The sequence below is a fragment of the Bacillus sp. MM09(2025) genome, from assembly GCF_050496725.1.
Classification (GTDB): Bacteria; Bacillota; Bacilli; order Bacillales; family Bacillaceae; genus Bacillus; species Bacillus pumilus.
In genome coordinates, this window is record NZ_JBNWEN010000004.1 from 1,860,285 (window position 1) to 1,878,909 (window position 18,625).

Consider the following 18,625-nt stretch of genomic DNA (forward strand, 5'->3'; position numbering starts at 1 on the left):
GTTTATGAAGAGAACATCCAAATTAGTACAAGTATCATAGGAGGTACCTCATGATCAAAGGAATAGGCATTGATATAGTAGAGATTAACCGGCTCGCGCGCGTGCTTAGTAGACAGCCCCGTTTGCCAGAACGAATTTTAACGTTAAGTGAACAAGACATCTTTCACGCACTTAGTGAAAAGAGGCAGCTGGAATTTTTGGCGGGACGTTTTGCAGTAAAGGAAGCTTTCGCTAAAGCATACGGAACGGGAATCGGCTCGTATTTAAGCTTTCATGACATGGAAATCCAGAAAGACGAACATGGAAAACCCTTCATCAAAAGCGAAAAGACGAAGGGTGATCAGGTTCATATTTCCATCACTCACACGAAAGAATATGCTGCAGCACAAGTTTTAATTGAAAGGTTGTCAAGCTAGTCTGCATATTGTTTGTCCCCTCTTCATATATTGGGTAGTGCGATAAGGAAGGGCGAGTTGCTAACAGGCTTTGATGGTTCGCGGTACGCAGTTAACTCTTGAGGCGTACTGTTAAAGTCAAACAAGCGGTTTCTTCCTTTTAACACAATTAACGAAGGGGTTGAAAAGGGTGAGAAAAAGCTTTGTTTTGCTTGTAACGGGAATCCTTTTTGTACTGATTCTCTCCGCATGCGGTCAAAAATCTCAGAAGGATATCGTTGGAGATTTAAACAAAAAGGCAGAGGAAATGACATCATACAAAGCCAAAGCAAAAATGACCATTGAGACAGGAAATGACCCGCAGGAGTATCAGGTAGAAATTTGGTACAAGAAGCCGGAACTTTACCGTGTCTATTTAGAAAATCCGAAAAAGGATCAGAGTCAAGTCATTTTAAGAAATGGCAATGGTGTGTTTGTGCTGACACCTTCATTGAACAAGAGCTTCCGTTTCCACAGTGATTGGCCAAATAATAGCAGTCAGGTCTACTTATTTGAGTCACTCGTGAAGGATATTAAGAATGACAGTGCCGCTCAGTTCAAAGCGAAAGATTCAAAGTATGTGTTCGAAACCAAAACCAATTATCAGCACAACCAAATGCTGCCTACCCAAGAGATTATCTTTCATAAAAAAACAATGGCGCCTGCCAGTGTGAAAGTGCTGGATAGCGACAAAAAGCCAATGGTGAAAGTGGAATTCTCTCACTTTGAATTCAATAAATCCTTCGACAAAGATGCATTTGATGAGAAGAAAAACATGACACTCTCTCAAATGGATGTTGCCACAAGTGCAGACCCATCTGACAGCTTTGCGGTGAAAACACCAGTTGACATGCCAGAGGGTGTGAAAAAGATGGAAGAGAAAGAAATGATGACAGATGCCGGGAAGCGTTATGTGATGACGTATGGCGGAAAGAAATCCTTCACACTCATTCAGGAAAAAGCGAGAGTCGCTGAAGCATCTACGCCTGTGACAATGAACGGCGAGCCAGTCGACCTTGGCATGACAGTTGGGGTTCTCACAGATCAATCCCTTTCATGGACATCTGACGGAGTGGACTACTTGATTTCTTCAAGTGATCTATCGAAGGAAGAGCTCTTGATGGTTGCAAAGAGTGTAGAAGGCCAATCAGCTAAATAAATACCTCAGGCGAGAGCCTTAGAAATGAAACATCAGCCCTATACAAGGGCTGATTTTCTTTGATTTGTTTCACTTTATTCCTGATTTTTAGTATCATATGAGGGGATTGAATCATTCAATAGGGAAGTGTGACGGATGGACACAAATGCCTTTTATAGAGACACATGGGCAGAAATTAATTTATCAGCAATCAAGCATAATGTTTCACATATGAAAGATCATATCGGTCAAAGTGTTCAACTAATGGCTGTGGTGAAAGCCAATGCATATGGACATGGAGATATAGAAGTGGCAAGAGCTGCTCTCAAAGCAGGAGCAGACGTATTAGCCGTCGCCTTTTTAGATGAGGCCGTTTCTTTAAGAAATAAAGGCATCAAAGCACCAATACTGGTACTCGGCGCTGTACCGCCGGAATATGTCAAAGTCGCCGTTCGATACAATGTCATCATGACTGCATACTCCATCGATTGGCTGAGAGACGTCACCAACATGATGAAAGGGCAGATGGGACAGCCTATACGATTTCATTTGAAAATAGACAGCGGAATGAACAGATTAGGTGTGAAAACGATTGAGCAAGTGAACGAAGTGAAAAAGCTTGTCAGCGAGCACTCTTATTTACAGCTGGAAGGCGTATTTACTCACTTTGCGACAGCAGATGAAAAGGATGAGGCCTACTTTGATCGACAGGTCGACACCTTTCAAACACTGCTTGAGCCGCTTCATACGGACAAGCTGCTTGTTCATTGCGCCAACAGTGCAGCAGGTCTAAGGTTTAAAGACGTCTTGTTTAATATGGTTCGCTTCGGCATCAGTATGTACGGGCTGTCGCCGTCAGAAGAAATCAAGGATGAACTGCCTTTCAAGCTCGAAGAAGCTATGTCTCTTCATACAAAACTTGCCCATGTGAAGCACATTCAAAAGAGTGAGAGTGTCAGCTACGGGGCAACGTATACAGCCAATCAAGATACGTGGATCGGCACGGTTCCAGTTGGCTATGCAGATGGATGGATCCGGAAGCTGGCAGGAACGGAAGTACTTGTTGGCGGAAAGCGCCGGAAGATCGCCGGAAGGGTTTGTATGGATCAATTCATGGTTGAACTGAAAGACAAGCTTCCAGTAGGGGAGCCGGTCGTTTTAATTGGTAAGCAAGGAGAAGACATGGTACCAGTCGATGAAATCGCCAAAAGGCTTGAAACCATTAACTATGAAGTCACGTGCTCGATTGGCCACCGTGTTCCAAGAGTATATATAGAAGACGGCAAAAGAGTGCATGTACGGAATCCGCTCCTTCAAGGCGGGCCAAGTTTTTTATAAACACATTCAAAAGAACGATAGTCAAACTGACTTCGTTCTTTTTTATTCGACAAAAGTAGGGTAAACATTCTCCCTTTTTTAGAGATTTTGGAAATACCGTATGATTTTCGGAAAAAGGCGTATAATGGGAAGGAGGAACTCCATTATCATCTTGATTTACGGGTGGCGAGCCGCTTCATGTTCTAATAAGAAATCATGAAAAAACAGCTTTGCTTGTGCATTGAATAATGGTATGATTAGTCTTGGAATGGATCGATACGGTATCCGTAAGTTTTGTGGAGGTGTATGTTTTTTGTCTGAATCCAGCGCAACAAACGAAATGAAGATTCGACTGCCGGAGACTTTAATGTCTGAGATCGAACGAGTAGCAGAGCAGGATAAGGTAACAAGAAATGAATTGATCTACCGAGCGACAAAAACGTATATTCGTGAACGTAATATTCGACAAAATCGTGAATCGATGAGACGCGGCTACATGGAGATGGCGAAAATTAATCTGAATATCTCTTCAGAAGCACAATACGCAGAGTTTGAGGCTGAGAATACAGTTGAGCGATTAGTCAGCGGGGGTTAAACATTTGATTGTTAAACGCGGTGATGTTTACTTTGCTGATTTATCTCCTGTTGTTGGCTCCGAGCAGGGCGGGGTTCGCCCGGTATTGGTGATTCAAAATGACATTGGAAATCGCTTCAGCCCGACTGCTATCGTTGCAGCCATAACAGCCCAAATACAAAAAGCGAAATTACCGACTCACGTCGAAATTAATGCAAAGCGCTACGGCTTTGAACGAGATTCTGTCATTCTTTTGGAACAAATTCGTACAATCGATAAACAAAGATTGACAGATAAAATCACACATCTTGATGATGAGATGATGGAGAAGGTTGATGAAGCCTTACAAGTTAGTTTGGCTCTTATTGATTTTTAATATGTTGAGACTTGGTTGCTCTATTGGGAGCAACTTTTTTTGTGTTCAATTTTTATTAACGTTATAATGAAGAAAGACTAAAGAATTGCTTTAAATGTAAGTAGGGGGTAAAACATGTCGAATCATATCGTGTTAGCTTTTGCAAGAAAGCATCAAAAGGAATTAGAAAAAGAGTGGACGGACATTTTAAAACGACTCGGAGAAAAAGAAACGGACATGATGCTGAACGACAAAATGTATGAAACCATCTGTTCGGAGTATGTTCAACTCCTCATTACATCTCTTTCAGAGGGGTATAATGAGGAGTTTGAAGAAAAAGTGCAAACTCTTGCTTTAAAAATTGTTCAAATGGGTATATCACTTAAGTTACTGGCAAACGGCCTAACGGAAATCCGTACACATTTATATGAAAAAATGAACGATGACAAAGATACAAAAGAAGAAAGTCATGACCTCATTTGGCAAATCGATCGATTCATCACACCCATCCATAACGAGATCTTAAACCAGTACTCCATCTCATGGGAAAAAACCGTCAGCCTTCAAAAAATTGCGCTGCAGGAACTTTCTGCCCCGCTCATCCCTGTATTTGAGCACATCACCGTCATGCCGCTTGTTGGAACAATTGATACAGATCGTGCGAAAAAAATTATGGAGAACCTGCTCAATGGTGTCGTCAAACATCGCTCACAGGTCGTCCTGATTGATATCACGGGTGTACCTGTCGTAGACACAATGGTGGCACACCATATTATTCAAGCGTCAGAGGCTGTGAGATTAGTAGGAGCGAAGTGTTTACTTGTCGGTATTCGCCCAGAAATAGCCCAAACGATCGTTAACCTTGGAATTGATTTATCTCAGGTTACAACAAAGAATACCCTTCAAAAAGGAATTCAAACTGCTTTGGAAATGACAAATCGAAAAATTGTTTCATTGGAGGGATAACCAATTGAGAAATCACCCGAAGATTCCAATCTTAAAATTATATAATTGTCTTCTGATTTCAATACAGTGGGAGCTTGATGATCAAACAGCTCTTCACTTTCAAGAAGACTTACTGAATAAAATTCATGAAACAGGAGCAAACGGTGTTGTCATTGACTTAACATCCGTCGATATGATTGATTCATTTATCGCTAAGGTATTAGGCGATGTGATCACCATGTCCAAGCTCATGGGGGCAAAAGTTGTATTAACAGGAATACAGCCGGCAGTCGCTGTGACGCTCATTGAACTTGGTATATCGCTGGAAGAAATTCAAACAGCACTAGATCTTGAACAAGGGCTTGAGACACTGAAGCGGGAATTGGGGGAATAGATATGAAAGACCAATCCTGTGTGAAAATATTGACGGAATGGGATATAGTCGCAGCAAGACAATTGGGGCGCAATGTTGCAAAAGAACTTGGTTTTGGAACAGTTGACCAAGCAAGAATTACGACGGCCATTTCAGAATTAGCTCGAAACATCTATTTATACGCTGGTAAAGGTCAGATCTGTATAGAAGAAGTGATGGAGCGCGGAAAGCGTGGACTCAAAGTCATCGCAGCCGATGAGGGGCCTGGCATCATGGATATACGTAAAGTGATGGAAGACGGATTTTCTACATCAGGCGGCCTCGGAGCAGGCTTGCCGGGCGTCAGAAGATTGATGGATGAATTTAAATTAGATTCTGCACCAGAACAAGGAACGGAGATACAAGCTGTTAAGTGGCTTCGCTAGGAGGGAAACCATGGATTTTAAGGAGGTAATGGAGCAGCGGTACCACCAGCTGCTCAGTCGTTATATCAGTGATCTAACTGAAACATCGCTTTATCAAGCTCAAAAATTTAGCCGTAAAACCATTGAGCATCAAATACCTCCTGAAGAAATAGTGAGTGTTCACCGAAAAGTGATTCAGGAGCTTTACCCTGATTTGCCGAAAGATGTTTTTCATTCACTAGACTTCTTAATTGAAGTCATGATTGGGTACGGACTTGCCTATCAGGAACATTTAACACTTAGAGGCATCCAGCAAGAAATTAAATCCGAAATTGAAATTGCTGCCAATGTTCAGCAAACCCTTCTGGAGACGAAAATTCCAGAAGGAGATACGTTCGATATTGGGGCGATCAGTGTACCGGCAAAACAGATGAGTGGAGATTATTACCACTTTGTGACTGATCACGATACGATTAATATCGCGATCGCAGATGTCATTGGAAAGGGAATCCCGGCTGCGCTTTGTATGTCGATGATTAAATATGCGATGGATTCCTTGCCAGAGTCAGGGAGCGGCCCAACTAAAGTGCTAAAGACCCTTAATCGTGTTGTCGAGCAAAACGTAGACCCAAGTATGTTTATCACCATGCTTTATGGCAGCTATAATAAAGAAACACATGAATTTAAATATGCATCGGCTGGTCATGAGCCGGGCTTTTTCTATTGCAATAAAGAGAACCAATTTTACGATTTAGATGCAAAAGGGCTTGTGCTTGGAATTGCACCAGATTTTGACTATAAGCAGTATGAGAAGCATTTGGACGTAGGAGATATGGTGATCTTATTCTCTGATGGTGTCACAGAATCCAAATCGGAGGACGGCTTCCTAGAGCGTGAGGATATCAAAGCCCTGATATCTGAGAACCTGTCCTATTCAGCTCAGGAAATGGTGGATGCCATCTATGACAGCTTACTCAAGCTGCAAGAATTTCAGCTGCATGATGATTTTACGTTACTTGTCCTCAAAAGGAAGGTTTAGAAAGTGCATAGACGGGTATATAAAATTCAAGGAAACAAGAATTTCGAGGTGAATGCATAATGAATATGTCTGTAAAAGAGCATCAAATAGATCAAAAAACGAAAATTAGTGTCAGTGGAGAAATCGATGTGTACTCTGCTCCTCAGCTAAGAGAAACACTCATGCCTAAAGCCGAGGCGGGAGAGCATCTAGAGATCTGTTTGAAGGATGTTACGTATATGGATAGTACAGGATTAGGTGTATTTGTTGGGTTGTTTAAAGCAGCTCAAAAAGCAGGTGGAACACTAAAGCTTGAGAACTTGTCAGAGCGGCTTGTAAGGTTGTTTGAAATTACTGGATTAAAGGACATCATTGACATTTCTGCAAAGTCAGAGGGTGGGGTACAATGAACGAAACAGTAGATCTAATCGAGATGAAAATACCGGCAAAACCAGAATATGTAGGCATCATTCGCCTGACTCTTTCAGGCGTAGCGAGCCGAATGGGCTATGTCTACGAAGAGATTGAAGACTTAAAAATTGCCGTCAGTGAGGCTTGTACAAATGCAGTTCAGCATGCCTATAAAGGAAAAGACGGTGAAGATGGAGAGGTAGCTGTTCGCTTTCTTGTCTACGAAGATCGTCTAGAAATCATTGTCGCAGACAAAGGCGGTAGCTTTGACTTTAAGCAAAAGCAGGAAGACCTTGGACCGTATACAACTGCTCATACGGTGGATCAATTGGCAGAAGGAGGTCTTGGTTTATACTTAATGCAAACATTGATGGATGAAGTCGAGGTGCAAGCAAACTCCGGAGTTACCGTTGCGATGACAAAGTTTTTAAACAGGGAGCGAGTTGACCATGACACAACCATCCAAAACTATGAAACTAACTAAAGATGAAGTGGATCGCCTTATCCAAAGCTATCAATCCAATCAAGATGAGCAGGCGCAGCTCACGCTGGTCGAATGCTATACAAACTTGGTCGATGTGCTGGCAAAAAAATATTCAAAAGGAAAAAGCTTTCATGAGGACCTCAGACAAGTTGGAATGATTGGTTTACTTGGCGCCATTAAGCGGTACGATCCGCTCGTCGGTAAATCATTTGAAGCCTTTGCTATTCCAACTATTATCGGGGAAATCAAACGCTTTTTACGGGATAAAACGTGGAGTGTCCATGTACCAAGGCGAATTAAAGAACTCGGACCAAGAATCAAGATGGCCGTTGATCATCTAACAACAGAGACGCAAAAGTCACCTAAAGTCCAAGAAATTGCAGAATACCTAGATGTGACAGAGGAAGAAGTACTGGAAACCATGGAGATGGGCAAAAGCTACCAAGCACTGTCTGTCGACCAAGGCGTAGAGGCGGATTCTGAAGGAAGTACAGTCACCATTTTAGACGTTGTCGGCTCACAGGAAGAGGGCTACGAACGTGTCAACCAAAAAATGATGCTTGAGAGTGTGCTTCATGTTCTGACAGATCGAGAAAAAGAGATTATCAATTTGACTTATTTGCAAAATAAGAGTCAAAAAGAAACAGGCGATTTACTCGGGATATCCCAAATGCATGTATCAAGACTGCAACGGAAGGCAGTTAAGAAGCTACGAGATGCATTATCAGAAGATGCGTCTATGGAGCTAGGGTAATGAAGCAGATTGAACAGCATGAGCATGTGAATGCCATCATCTATCAATCGAATAAAGAAGGGAAATCATGCTGCGGGGACAGTTTTTTTATTAAAGCAGATGATGAAGAACTAATTTGTGCTGTGGCAGACGGATTAGGCAGCGGTCAGTTCGCCAATGAATCATCTTCTTTAGTCAGCGAAATTGTCGAAGAATATGGACATGAGGATATGACGACACTCATTGACAGATGCAATCAGGCGATGAAAAATAAACGCGGAGCCACTGTAGCCATATTAAAGGTGAATTTTTCCCAGCAGCAATTTACCTATTGTTCGGTTGGTAATATTCGGTTCATCTTGAATGCCCCTTCTGGCGACTATATTTATCCACTTCCGACATCAGGATACTTATCAGGGAAACCTAGAAAATATAAAACATATACCTATTCCTACGAAAAAGGATCGACATTCATTATGTATTCAGACGGACTGAATGTGCCAAACATGAGAATGTGTTTAAAGCATAGCCATTCAGTTGCAGACATTGCCAAACAGCTTGAAACATACACACAAGACAAGAAGGACGATCTCACCTATGTACTTGGTCAGCTCACGTAAAATAGCTGACCTTTTTTCTGTTTTACCGATTTTTTTGATACACTAAAAGAGAAGAAACAGTGAGAGGATGCAAAGTATGAAGACATCTGACTTTTTATTGCAACAAATTGCAACAGAATTAAAGCTTTCAACAAAACAAATTGAAAGTGTCATCAAGCTCTTAGAGGATGGCAACACCGTCCCGTTTATTGCCCGTTACCGAAAAGAGCAGACAGGCTCACTGGATGAGGTGCAAATTCAAACCATATCAGAGCGCTATACATATATCCAAAATGTCATGAACCGAAAAGAAGAAGTCATCCGGTTAATCGCAGAACAAGACAAACTAACGGATGAATTAAAACAAAAAATTGAACAGGCTCATAAACTGCAAGAGGTCGAAGATTTATACCGGCCATTCAAACAAAAACGTAAAACAAAAGCAAATGTAGCCAAAGCAAAAGGACTCGAGCCGCTGGCGGATTATATACTCACACTGCCAAGCGATGAGATCGAGAAGAAGGCCGCTTCTTTTATCAACGAAGAAAAGGAAGTAACAAGTGTAGAAGAGGCACTTGAAGGCGCACAGCACATCATTGCTGAACAGCTGGCAGATGATCCTGATATGCGGAAATGGATTCGCAGCGAAACGTACCAAAAGGGCAGCCTAATCACATCAGGAAAAGACATCGAAAGCGATGAGAAAAATGTCTATGAAATGTATTACGATTATCAAGAGCCCATCAAAAAGATAGTGCCTCATCGTATATTAGCGGTTAATCGTGGAGAGAAAGAAGGCATCTTAAAGGCAGCCATCGAGCCGCCTGCTGAAAATATTCGTTTCTATCTTGACAAACAAGTCATAAAAGGTAAACAGACGACGGCAAGACCGTTTATCGAAGCGGCAATTGACGATGCGTATAAACGTCTTATCCAGCCTTCCATCGAACGAGAAATACGCAAAGAGCTGACAGAAAAAGCAGAAGAACAAGCGATTCATATTTTTGCTGAAAACTTAAGAAAACTACTGCTTCAGCCGCCAATGAAAGGGAAGCGTGTACTTGGAGTCGATCCTGCATTTCGTACAGGCTGTAAGTTAGCTGTCGTAGATGATACAGGAAAAGTCCATCATATCGGCGTCATTTACCCGCACCCGCCTGTGCAGAAAAAATCGGAAGCGAAACAAAAAGTGAAAGAGATCATTCAATCATCGAATATTGAAGTCATTGCGATTGGAAACGGAACAGCCTCAAGAGAGACCGAACAATTCATTGCAGACCTCATTCAAGAGCTGGATCAGCCGGTCTCCTATTTGATTGTGAATGAAGCAGGAGCAAGTGTATACTCTGCGTCTGCACTGGCGCGAGAAGAGTTTCCAGACCTGCAAGTCGAAGAACGAAGTGCTATATCCATTGCTCGAAGATTACAAGATCCTTTAGCAGAGCTTGTGAAAATTGATCCGAAGTCTGTCGGAGTAGGCCAATACCAGCATGACGTGAGCCAAAAGCAATTAAACAGCTCGTTAACCTTCGTAGTGGAGACGGTCGTCAACCAAGTCGGTGTGAACGTCAATACAGCCTCACAGGCGCTGCTGCAATATGTGTCAGGTCTTTCAAAAGCTGTCGCAGGGAATATCATCAAGCGCCGCGAAGAGATTGGAAGATTTACAAGCAGAAAAGAGCTAAAGGACATTCCAAGACTTGGTGCTAAGACTTATGAGCAGTGTATCGGTTTCCTGCGCATCGCAGATGGACAAGATCCACTTGATCGGACAGGCATTCACCCTGAGAGCTATAAAGAAACAAAACAGTTCTTACGCATGATCAAGATGACGCCAGATGATCTTGGCACAGAGCAGTTAAAGGAGAAAATCGCAGAGGTTCAGCTGGATGAAGCAGCAGAGCAGCTTGATATTGGGATCATTACACTTCAGGACATCATCGATCAGCTGACAAGACCTGAGCGTGATCCTCGCGATGAAGTACCAAAACCTCTTTTGAAAACAGATGTGTTGAAATTGGAGGACTTGAAGCAAGGAATGGAACTGCAAGGAACGGTAAGAAACGTCGTAGACTTCGGCGCATTCGTTGATATTGGTGTCAAGCAGGACGGGCTTGTCCATATTTCCAAGCTCAGCAACCGTTTTGTGAAGCATCCGCTTGACGTTGTATCAGTTGGTGACATTGTGACTGTATGGGTGGACTCCGTTGACCAGACAAAAGGCCGTGTTGCCCTCTCCATGCTGAAACCAGAGTAAAACAAAAAACGAGGCGCACCTCAGGATGGGGTGTGCCTTGATGCGACTGAATGTTTTTTTCTGTAGAAGTACCAGCATTGATTCAGCAACTTGATTTGGTAATGATTTTTTTCGAAAAAAGCCTTCTGCATCTGATTTTTCAGCCAGTTGGGCATCGCCCATTCCTCCTTTGATCGAAACAGTGGGTGTACCTTCAATGTATGCAAAGGGGAAATTGTCCCGTTCGAGGTTTTTATAGAAAGGAACGATCTTGATTGAAGGAGAGCGAGTTACAGCAGTTAACAGAACATATTTCTGAGCAGTTCTTTGGTAAGGCATTCCGCCATCAGGCTGTTTTTAATGACCGTCTCAAAACGACAGGCGGACGGTATTTACTTGGAACACACAATATCGAGCTAAACCGGCGATATCTAGAGGAACATGGACGAGAAGAATTAATCGGAATCATTAAGCATGAGCTGTGTCATTATCATCTGCATCTTGAGGGAAAAGGCTATCAGCATCGTGACCGCTCCTTTAAAGAGTTATTAAAACAAGTAGGAGCCCCGCGTTTTTGTACACCGCTCAAGACCTTACAAAATAAACGGCGTGTACAGAAGCGGCAAGAATATGTCTGCACAGGATGCGGTCAATATTTTATCAGGAAAAGGCGAGTTGATACCTCTCGTTATGTGTGCGGCGTCTGCAAAGGAAAATTAAAATGGCAGCGTACAATCGGTTCAGAGTGATAGGCATTCCTTTATGGGATGCTTTTTTTGTGAGACGAAGTAGACATATTGAGACAAATAGAGACGCAAGTCTCATTTTGTCTCTTTTTTGATCGATGTGAATCGCTCAAAGCCTAAGCTTTCAAGCGCCGTGATGTTGGCACGTTTTTTGCTTGTATAGAAGTGCAAGCAAAAAAGATAGGAGGTTTTATCATGGAAATGCCACTCACAAAAGAAAAAGCCGTTTGGATGTATCAAAAAATGCAGGAAATCCGCCAATTTGAAGATCAAGTACACACGCTTTTTACAAAAGGGATCTTGCCAGGTTTTGTCCATCTTTATGCTGGTGAAGAAGCTGTTGCTGTAGGAGTCTGCGCTCATCTGAATGAACAAGACAGTATTACAAGTACCCACCGTGGCCACGGTCATTGTATCGCTAAGGGCTGTGATCTTAAAGGAATGATGGCAGAAATCTATGGAAAAGCCACAGGTCTTTGTAAAGGAAAAGGTGGATCTATGCACATTGCAGATTTTGATAAAGGAATGCTCGGTGCCAACGGAATTGTGGGAGGCGGCTTTCCACTTGCGTGCGGGGCAGCCCTTACAGCTAAATATAAAAAGACAGATAATGTAAGCGTTTGCTTTTTCGGGGATGGTGCTAACAATCAAGGGACGTTTCACGAAGGAATCAATCTCGCCGCCATCTGGAAACTGCCAGTCATTTTCATCGCAGAAAACAATGGTTACGGGGAAGCGACGCCATTTTCCTATGCTTCAAGCTGCAAATCGATTGTGGATCGAGCTGCCAGTTATGGTATTCCGGGTATTCAAGTAGATGGAAAAGATGTGACAGCCGTTTATCAAGCAGCAGAACAAGCGATAAAACGAGCAAAAAATGGAGAAGGTCCGACATTGATTGAATGCATGACATATCGGAATTATGGTCATTTTGAAGGAGACGCCCAGCGCTACAAAACCAATCAAGAAAAAACCGAACATCAAGAAGAAAAAGATGCCATCACTCTTTTTAAAAAAGAATTATTAAAGCAGCAGCTGCTAACGGATCAAGAGATATCAAGTATTGAAGCGGCTGTAGCAGAAGCGATAGAGGAAGCCGTTAGATTTAGTGAGGAAAGTGAATATCCAGATCAATCCGAATTATTGACCGACGTATATGTTTCGTATCAATAAATCAGAAAGGGGAGAGGGAAATGACAAGAGAAATCAGCATGTCTAGTGCTTTGAATGAAGCGATTAAACTAGCAATGAGAAGAGACGAAGATGTCATTTTAATGGGAGAAGATGTTGCAGGAGGCGCTCATGTAGATCACTTACAGGATGATGAAGCATGGGGCGGTGTTCTTGGTGTAACGAAAGGAATCGTTCAGGAATTTGGACGTGAGCGTGTCCTTGACACACCGATTAGTGAAGCCGGTTATGTAGGTGCGGCTATGGCAGCTGCTTCAACAGGATTAAGACCAATTGCGGAGCTCATGTTTAATGATTTTATCGGTACTTGTTTGGACCAAGTGCTGAATCAAGGCGCAAAATTCCGATACATGTTTGGCGGAAAAGCAGAGGTGCCTATCACGATTAGAACGACACATGGGGCGGGTTTTAGAGCAGCTGCCCAGCATTCACAAAGTTTGTATGCGCTATTTACAAGCATCCCTGGTTTGAAAGTAGTTGTGCCTTCTTCACCATATGATGCCAAAGGGCTGCTGCTGGCAGCCATCGAGGATCAGGACCCTGTCATCTTTTTTGAAGACAAGACGCTTTACAATATCACAGGAGATGTGCCGGAGAGGTATTACACATTGCCGCTTGGTAAGGCAGATGTGAAGAGGGAAGGTTCTGATGTAACCATCTTTGCGGTGGGCAAACAAGTGTATACAGCACTCGAAGCGGCAGAGCAATTGTCTGCACAAGGTATTGAAGCGGAAGTGATTGATCCAAGAAGCTTGTCGCCGCTCGATGAAGAGGCCATTCTGACTTCAGTAGAAAAAACTAATCGACTTGTCATTGTCGATGAAGCAAATCCAAGGTGCGGAATTGCCGCAGATATCTCTTCTTTGATTGCAGATAAAGGATTTGATTTACTTGACGCGCCAATCAAAAAAGTGACGGCTCCTCATACACCTGTTCCATTTTCACCACCTCTTGAAGATATATATCTGCCAACACCTGATAAAGTTGTGAACACCGTATTAGAAATGATTGGCAAGAGTCATGACAAGATCTTGAACTAGAGAAAGGAGAGAGGGAGATGGCTGTCGAAGTTGTGATGCCTAAATTGGGCATGTCGATGAAAGAAGGAACGGTATCTGTCTGGAATAAAGAGGTCGGTGAGACCGTAAACAAAGGGGAAAGCATTGCAAGCATCAACTCCGAAAAAATTGAAATGGAGATCGAATCACCTGCTGAAGGAACCATTTTGGATATAAAAGTGCCTGAGGGAGAAGGTGTACCGCCCGGCACGGTCATCTGCTATATCGGTAAAGGAAATGAACAAGTGGAGGAAAAGAAAGATAGAGACATCCAGTCAAACCCAAAGAAAGAGAGAAAGAAAATCTCCCCTGTTGCCCGTAAAATGGCGAATAGCGCAAACCTAAACATTGATACGCTGGTGGGGACAGGACCAGGTGGAAGAATTACGAAAGAGGATGTGCTTCGTGCACTTCCTGAACGAAAAGAGAAGAAACAAAACGAGACAGTGCAACAGCCTATTAACATGATGCGGAAAACAATTGCCTCAAGAATGATGGAAAGCCTGCAAACAAGTGCACAATTAACCATTACGATGAATGCGGACGTGACAAAACTGAAAAACCTACAACAACAGCTGAATGCAACAGCCATCGCACGTTACGAGACAAAGTTAACCATCACCGATTTTGTAGCCAAAGCAGCGATCCTTTCGTTGTTAGAACATCCTGCGATGAACAGTCAATATCATAACGGAGGTGTGGAAACCTTTGAGAATGTTCATCTTGGGATTGCAGCTGCGTTAGATAACGGATTGGCTGTACCGGTCATTCGGCATGCGGAGCGGTTAACACTGATAGAGCTGGCGAAGAGCATTAAATTGTATGGCAAAAAAGCACGTGAAGGAAAGCTTCTTCATGACGAAATCAAAGGTTCTACCTTTACCATCACCAATCTTGGAGCGTATGGTGTAGAGCATTTCACGCCAATTTTGAATCCGCCGGAAGCGGGGATCCTTGGCGTCGGAGCAATGTATGACACCCCTGTTTATCGAGAGGATGAATTGTACAAAGGGACCATCCTGCCACTCAGTCTTACGTTCGATCACCGTGTGCTGGACGGGGCGCCTGCATCTGCATTTTTATCAACGGTTAAAGCACACTTAGAAGAACCATTATCCATTCTTTTATAGGAAGAAGGTGAATGTACCATGACACTGGTCATTATAGGGGGCGGACCAGCAGGTTATGTGGCGGCCATAACTGCCGCCCGTTTTGGCAGAGAGGTTGTGTTAATTGATCAAGGTCAGCTGGGAGGAACCTGCCTCAATGAAGGCTGTATTCCGACCAAAGCACTTTTGCAAAGCGCCGATATGTATGAGCATGTGAAATCAGCTGGACATTTTGGAATTGAGCTTCCAGAACATGAGCCTATCATCCAATGGAAGTCCGTTCAAAAACGAAAACAGTCTGTCGTCAAGCAGCTCACTGATGGTGTTCGTTACTTGATGAATAAAAATAAAGTCACCGTGGTAAATGGGAAGGCTTCATTTCTATCAGCACATGAGCTATTGATAGAAAGTGAAGGAAAGTCTGAAATCATTCAAGCAAAACAAATCATTATTGCAACAGGGGCTGCGCCTGCTGCTTTACCTTTTGCACCTTTTGATGGCGAATGGATCATTCACAGCAAGGACGCCATGTCACTTTCTTCGATCCCAGATTCACTTTGTATCATTGGGGGCGGGGTGATTGGCTGTGAGTTTGCGAGCATCTTTAGCAGAATGGGATCAAAGGTTGTTATGGTTGAACGGGCAGTGCACATTTTACCAGAAGAAGATCGTGATACAGCACAATGTCTTCACGAACAGCTCGAAGAAACGGGTGTAAACATTTTGACGTCCGCCGCAGTCAAACAGCTTGATTCCTCTTCAAGAAAAGTAGTGGTGGAGAATAATCAAGGAGAGCGGTGTGACATCCAGTCGGATCTTTGCTTAGTGGCGATTGGCAGAACTCCGCAGCTAGGAGAGTTGAACCTGGATCAGGTTGGTATTGAATTTGATAGAAACGGAATCTATGTCAATGAACATATGCAAACCAATCTCCCGCATATCTATGCGTGCGGTGATGTGACAGGTGGGGTCCAGCTTGCTCATACTGCCTTTCATGAAGGAATGGTTGCGGCATCCCATGCATCAGGTGAACATGTAAAGGTCAATGAGCAAGTCATTCCGAGGTGCATCTACACCTCTCCAGAAATCGCGAGTGTTGGTTTAAATGAAGAGAGAGCTAGAAAACAATATGAGGAGATTCGGATCGGGACATGTGCATTTTCTGCAAATGGAAAAGCATTAATCTTAAATCAACCAGCCGGTCACGTAAAGGTCATTGTAGAACCGCAATATCAAGAAATATTAGGCGTTTCAATCATTGGACCGAATGCAACAGAACTGATTGGACAAGCGGCGGTGATGATGCATGCAGAGTTGACCGCTGATACATTAGAGCAGTTTATTGCGGCACATCCGACACTTTCAGAGGCAATACACGAAGCCGTGCTGCAAACCATCGGACGAGCGGTGCACTGCTGAAAAAGACTCCTTTTCTATCCAATTGACTTCTTGGGTTAGCCAACGATTATTGAAAGCGCTTTTATATTTATCTATAATGAATAAAAAGCCCCCAGAGGAGAGGATGGAATGAATCCGACGCCTTGTTATTTAAATACGTGGAAACGTTTTGTTCGTGAAGGTTTGCTTGATCAGTCTCGTCTGAATAAGAGAGTGGCAGAATCATGGCATAGGTGTAAACAGGCAAATGTGAATCCGTATTTAGATAAAGGGCAGTCGTTGTTAGAAAAGGAACGATTCGGTGCCCAAAAAAAGAAATATTCATTATTCCTAAATGCGGCTCTTCCTTACTTAAATAAAATTAATCAGCAATTAAAAGATTCTGATATGCTGGCCTTACTCATTGATGCAGATGGTTATGTGCTAAGTCTGACAGGAAGCGAAAGAACGATGGTGGAAGCAAGAAGAATTAATTTTATGGAGGGTTCACGCTGGACTGAAACAGATGTAGGGACTAATGCGATCGGAACGGCACTCGTCATCGGTGAAGCGGTGACGATCAACGGAACTGAGCATTTTTCTATCGCCTCTCATCATTGGAGTTGTTCTGCTGCACCAATTCGCGATGCGGACGGTACAATCATAGGGGTGATTGACATCTCCTGTATGACGGATAACAAGCACCCTTTTATGCTTGGAATGGCTTCAACGGTTGCTTATGCCATAGAGAGAGACATTCAAGTCCAGCAAAAAAGGAGAGAGATGGAGCTGATCACTCATTGTCTCCAGCAGGTGGAAGCAGACGAACCGTATGTGGTCTGTAATGAAAAAAAGCAAATTGTTTCTGCAAGCAGGTCGATTAGAGATCGATTTTCAGACTGGTATGGAATGGATGTCGATCAGCTTAAGGATCATTCATTTGTTATTCGGGGAAAGCAGATCATTCAATCTGAGCAAGACGGGAAGGTGCTAGGCATATCCCTATCCCTTGAAGAAGCAGCGAAAAGCAGCATGACCGTTTCTTTTGCTCAATTTCCCGGGGAATCAGGAACAAGTAAGGTATTTCAACAGACGCTTAGTGAGATGAAGAGAGCGGCACAAACAGATGCTCATGTGTATATTTGGGGAGAAACAGGGACAGGGAAGGAACTCGCCGCTAGAGCCATTCACTCCGCCAGTGAAAGGCATAAAGGGCCGTTTATTGCTGTTAATTGCGGAGCCATTCCTGAAAGCCTGTTAGAAAGCGAATTATTTGGCTATGCTGAAGGTGCCTTTACAGGGGCAAAACGTCACGGAGCTAAAGGGAAATTTGAACAAGCCCATAAAGGAACACTCTTTCTAGATGAAATAGGCGAAATCCCATATGCGATGCAAGTAGCGCTTCTTAGGGTGATAGAAGAAAGGGCAGTCGTACCGCTCGGCGGGACACACGAAATTCCTTTGGATATTCGAATCATTACAGCGACTCACCGTAATATGAACGAACTGCTGAAGGAAGGAAAAATACGAGAAGACTTGTATTATCGTCTTCATGTCTATCCGATCAACATCCCACCGCTTAGAGAAAGAAAAGAAGACATTCATGATTTATATCGTTATTACCAAAAGAAGCATCACTGGAATGCAGTGTTTCCTGAATCATTTTTTCAGAAATTGCAGGCGTATCATTGGCCAGGAAACATACGAGAGCTTTTTAACCTGTTTGAACATCTAAGGGTCCTCTTTCCGAAAGGCGGATGGATTGGTGAATCGCAATATGCTCAAGTATTAGAGACGATTGATCAAAAAAAACAGAAGCTGCATCCAGCAGAGCAACCCGAGACTTCAAAAGAACTCACATTCAGGGAACGCATTCAAAAGCAAACAGTGATAGACGCACTGCATAAAACGAAAGGTCATGTGTCAGAAGCAGCGAGGTTAGCAGGAGTGCCAAGAAGTACTTTTTATAAGTGGATGCGAAAGTTTCATTTGTCTTAATCTCATGTGGAAGGCTGCATCAAGGCCCTTGGTCTACGTGGAGGTCGGGGGCTTTCTGCCAAGTTAAACAAATGGCATGGAAAAAGGCTTGACTGTTATATTAGTATATGTTAAATTATAAAAGC

At 43.1% G+C, this 18,625-nt stretch carries 21 protein-coding genes; 20 read left to right on the forward strand and 1 reads right to left on the reverse strand.

Annotated features, from left to right (window positions below):
* Window positions 1–50: 50 nt before the first annotated feature.
* The 14 genes from acpS to ACQYAC_RS15715 all read left to right on the forward strand — a co-directional run bounded on the left by acpS (window position 51) and on the right by ACQYAC_RS15715 (window position 11,042).
* Window positions 51–416, forward strand: a complete 366-nt coding sequence (acpS, locus tag ACQYAC_RS15650) for a holo-ACP synthase (protein WP_061406824.1) — start codon at window positions 51–53, stop codon at window positions 414–416.
* A 160-nt stretch (window positions 417–576) separates the two neighbouring features.
* Window positions 577–1,593 (forward strand): LolA family protein, encoded by a 1,017-nt coding sequence (locus tag ACQYAC_RS15655; protein WP_144463289.1) that lies wholly within the window; start codon window positions 577–579, stop codon window positions 1,591–1,593.
* Between the two features lie 135 nt (window positions 1,594–1,728).
* Entirely contained in the window at window positions 1,729–2,910 is a 1,182-nt protein-coding gene (gene alr / locus ACQYAC_RS15660; protein ID WP_429943642.1) for an alanine racemase, read from the forward strand.
* Window positions 2,911–3,202: 292 nt separating this feature from the next.
* Window positions 3,203–3,484, forward strand: coding sequence for a hypothetical protein (locus ACQYAC_RS15665; protein ID WP_012008995.1), 282 nt, complete (start codon window positions 3,203–3,205; stop codon window positions 3,482–3,484).
* Window positions 3,485–3,488: 4 nt separating this feature from the next.
* A complete protein-coding gene (gene ndoA, locus ACQYAC_RS15670; protein ID WP_003214169.1) occupies window positions 3,489–3,839 on the forward strand; it encodes a type II toxin-antitoxin system endoribonuclease NdoA in 351 nt (116 codons plus the stop codon).
* Between the two features lie 114 nt (window positions 3,840–3,953).
* On the forward strand, window positions 3,954–4,784 hold the full coding sequence (locus ACQYAC_RS15675) for an RsbT co-antagonist protein RsbRA (protein WP_429943643.1): 831 nt from the start codon (window positions 3,954–3,956) through the stop codon (window positions 4,782–4,784).
* Between the two features lie 4 nt (window positions 4,785–4,788).
* Window positions 4,789–5,157, forward strand: a complete 369-nt coding sequence (gene rsbS, locus ACQYAC_RS15680) for an RsbT antagonist protein RsbS (protein WP_003214235.1) — start codon at window positions 4,789–4,791, stop codon at window positions 5,155–5,157.
* A gap of 2 nt (window positions 5,158–5,159) precedes the next feature.
* On the forward strand, window positions 5,160–5,561 hold the full coding sequence (locus tag ACQYAC_RS15685) for an anti-sigma regulatory factor (protein WP_003214085.1): 402 nt from the start codon (window positions 5,160–5,162) through the stop codon (window positions 5,559–5,561).
* A gap of 10 nt (window positions 5,562–5,571) precedes the next feature.
* Window positions 5,572–6,579, forward strand: coding sequence for a PP2C family protein-serine/threonine phosphatase (locus ACQYAC_RS15690; RefSeq protein ID WP_058015396.1), 1,008 nt, complete (start codon window positions 5,572–5,574; stop codon window positions 6,577–6,579).
* Between the two features lie 59 nt (window positions 6,580–6,638).
* Window positions 6,639–6,968: an anti-sigma factor antagonist gene (locus tag ACQYAC_RS15695; protein WP_017358393.1), complete on the forward strand. Its 330-nt coding sequence runs from the start codon at window positions 6,639–6,641 to the stop codon at window positions 6,966–6,968.
* On the forward strand, window positions 6,965–7,453 hold the full coding sequence (gene rsbW / locus ACQYAC_RS15700) for an anti-sigma B factor RsbW (protein ID WP_012008999.1): 489 nt from the start codon (window positions 6,965–6,967) through the stop codon (window positions 7,451–7,453). The genes ACQYAC_RS15695 and rsbW overlap by 4 nt, the downstream gene beginning before the upstream one ends.
* Window positions 7,419–8,207, forward strand: a complete 789-nt coding sequence (gene sigB / locus ACQYAC_RS15705; protein WP_058015397.1) for an RNA polymerase sigma factor SigB — start codon at window positions 7,419–7,421, stop codon at window positions 8,205–8,207. Before rsbW ends, sigB begins: the two co-directional genes overlap by 35 nt.
* Window positions 8,207–8,806, forward strand: a complete 600-nt coding sequence (locus tag ACQYAC_RS15710) for a PP2C family serine/threonine-protein phosphatase (RefSeq protein ID WP_003214034.1) — start codon at window positions 8,207–8,209, stop codon at window positions 8,804–8,806. Before sigB ends, ACQYAC_RS15710 begins: the two co-directional genes overlap by 1 nt.
* 76 nt (window positions 8,807–8,882) lie before the next feature.
* Window positions 8,883–11,042, forward strand: coding sequence for a Tex family protein (locus ACQYAC_RS15715; protein ID WP_429943644.1), 2,160 nt, complete (start codon window positions 8,883–8,885; stop codon window positions 11,040–11,042).
* Between the two features lie 20 nt (window positions 11,043–11,062).
* Here ACQYAC_RS15715 and cmpA read toward each other — a convergent pair whose 3' ends face one another.
* Window positions 11,063–11,197: a cortex morphogenetic protein CmpA gene (gene cmpA / locus ACQYAC_RS15720; protein ID WP_012009003.1), complete on the reverse strand. Its 135-nt coding sequence runs from the start codon at window positions 11,195–11,197 to the stop codon at window positions 11,063–11,065.
* Window positions 11,198–11,296: 99 nt separating this feature from the next.
* Between cmpA and ACQYAC_RS15725 the strand changes: the two genes are divergently transcribed.
* The 6 genes from ACQYAC_RS15725 to ACQYAC_RS15750 all read left to right on the forward strand — a co-directional run bounded on the left by ACQYAC_RS15725 (window position 11,297) and on the right by ACQYAC_RS15750 (window position 18,500).
* Window positions 11,297–11,770 (forward strand): SprT family protein, encoded by a 474-nt coding sequence (locus ACQYAC_RS15725; RefSeq protein ID WP_180309521.1) that lies wholly within the window; start codon window positions 11,297–11,299, stop codon window positions 11,768–11,770.
* A 192-nt stretch (window positions 11,771–11,962) separates the two neighbouring features.
* A complete protein-coding gene (locus ACQYAC_RS15730; RefSeq protein WP_429943645.1) occupies window positions 11,963–12,940 on the forward strand; it encodes a thiamine pyrophosphate-dependent dehydrogenase E1 component subunit alpha in 978 nt (325 codons plus the stop codon).
* A gap of 20 nt (window positions 12,941–12,960) precedes the next feature.
* A complete protein-coding gene (locus tag ACQYAC_RS15735; RefSeq protein WP_058015401.1) occupies window positions 12,961–13,998 on the forward strand; it encodes an alpha-ketoacid dehydrogenase subunit beta in 1,038 nt (345 codons plus the stop codon).
* 17 nt (window positions 13,999–14,015) lie between these two features.
* Window positions 14,016–15,146, forward strand: a complete 1,131-nt coding sequence (locus tag ACQYAC_RS15740) for a dihydrolipoamide acetyltransferase family protein (RefSeq protein WP_429943646.1) — start codon at window positions 14,016–14,018, stop codon at window positions 15,144–15,146.
* 18 nt (window positions 15,147–15,164) lie between these two features.
* Entirely contained in the window at window positions 15,165–16,544 is a 1,380-nt protein-coding gene (gene lpdA / locus ACQYAC_RS15745; protein ID WP_429943647.1) for a dihydrolipoyl dehydrogenase, read from the forward strand.
* A gap of 108 nt (window positions 16,545–16,652) precedes the next feature.
* Window positions 16,653–18,500, forward strand: coding sequence for a sigma-54-dependent Fis family transcriptional regulator (locus ACQYAC_RS15750; RefSeq protein ID WP_429943648.1), 1,848 nt, complete (start codon window positions 16,653–16,655; stop codon window positions 18,498–18,500).
* Window positions 18,501–18,625: the final 125 nt, after the last annotated feature.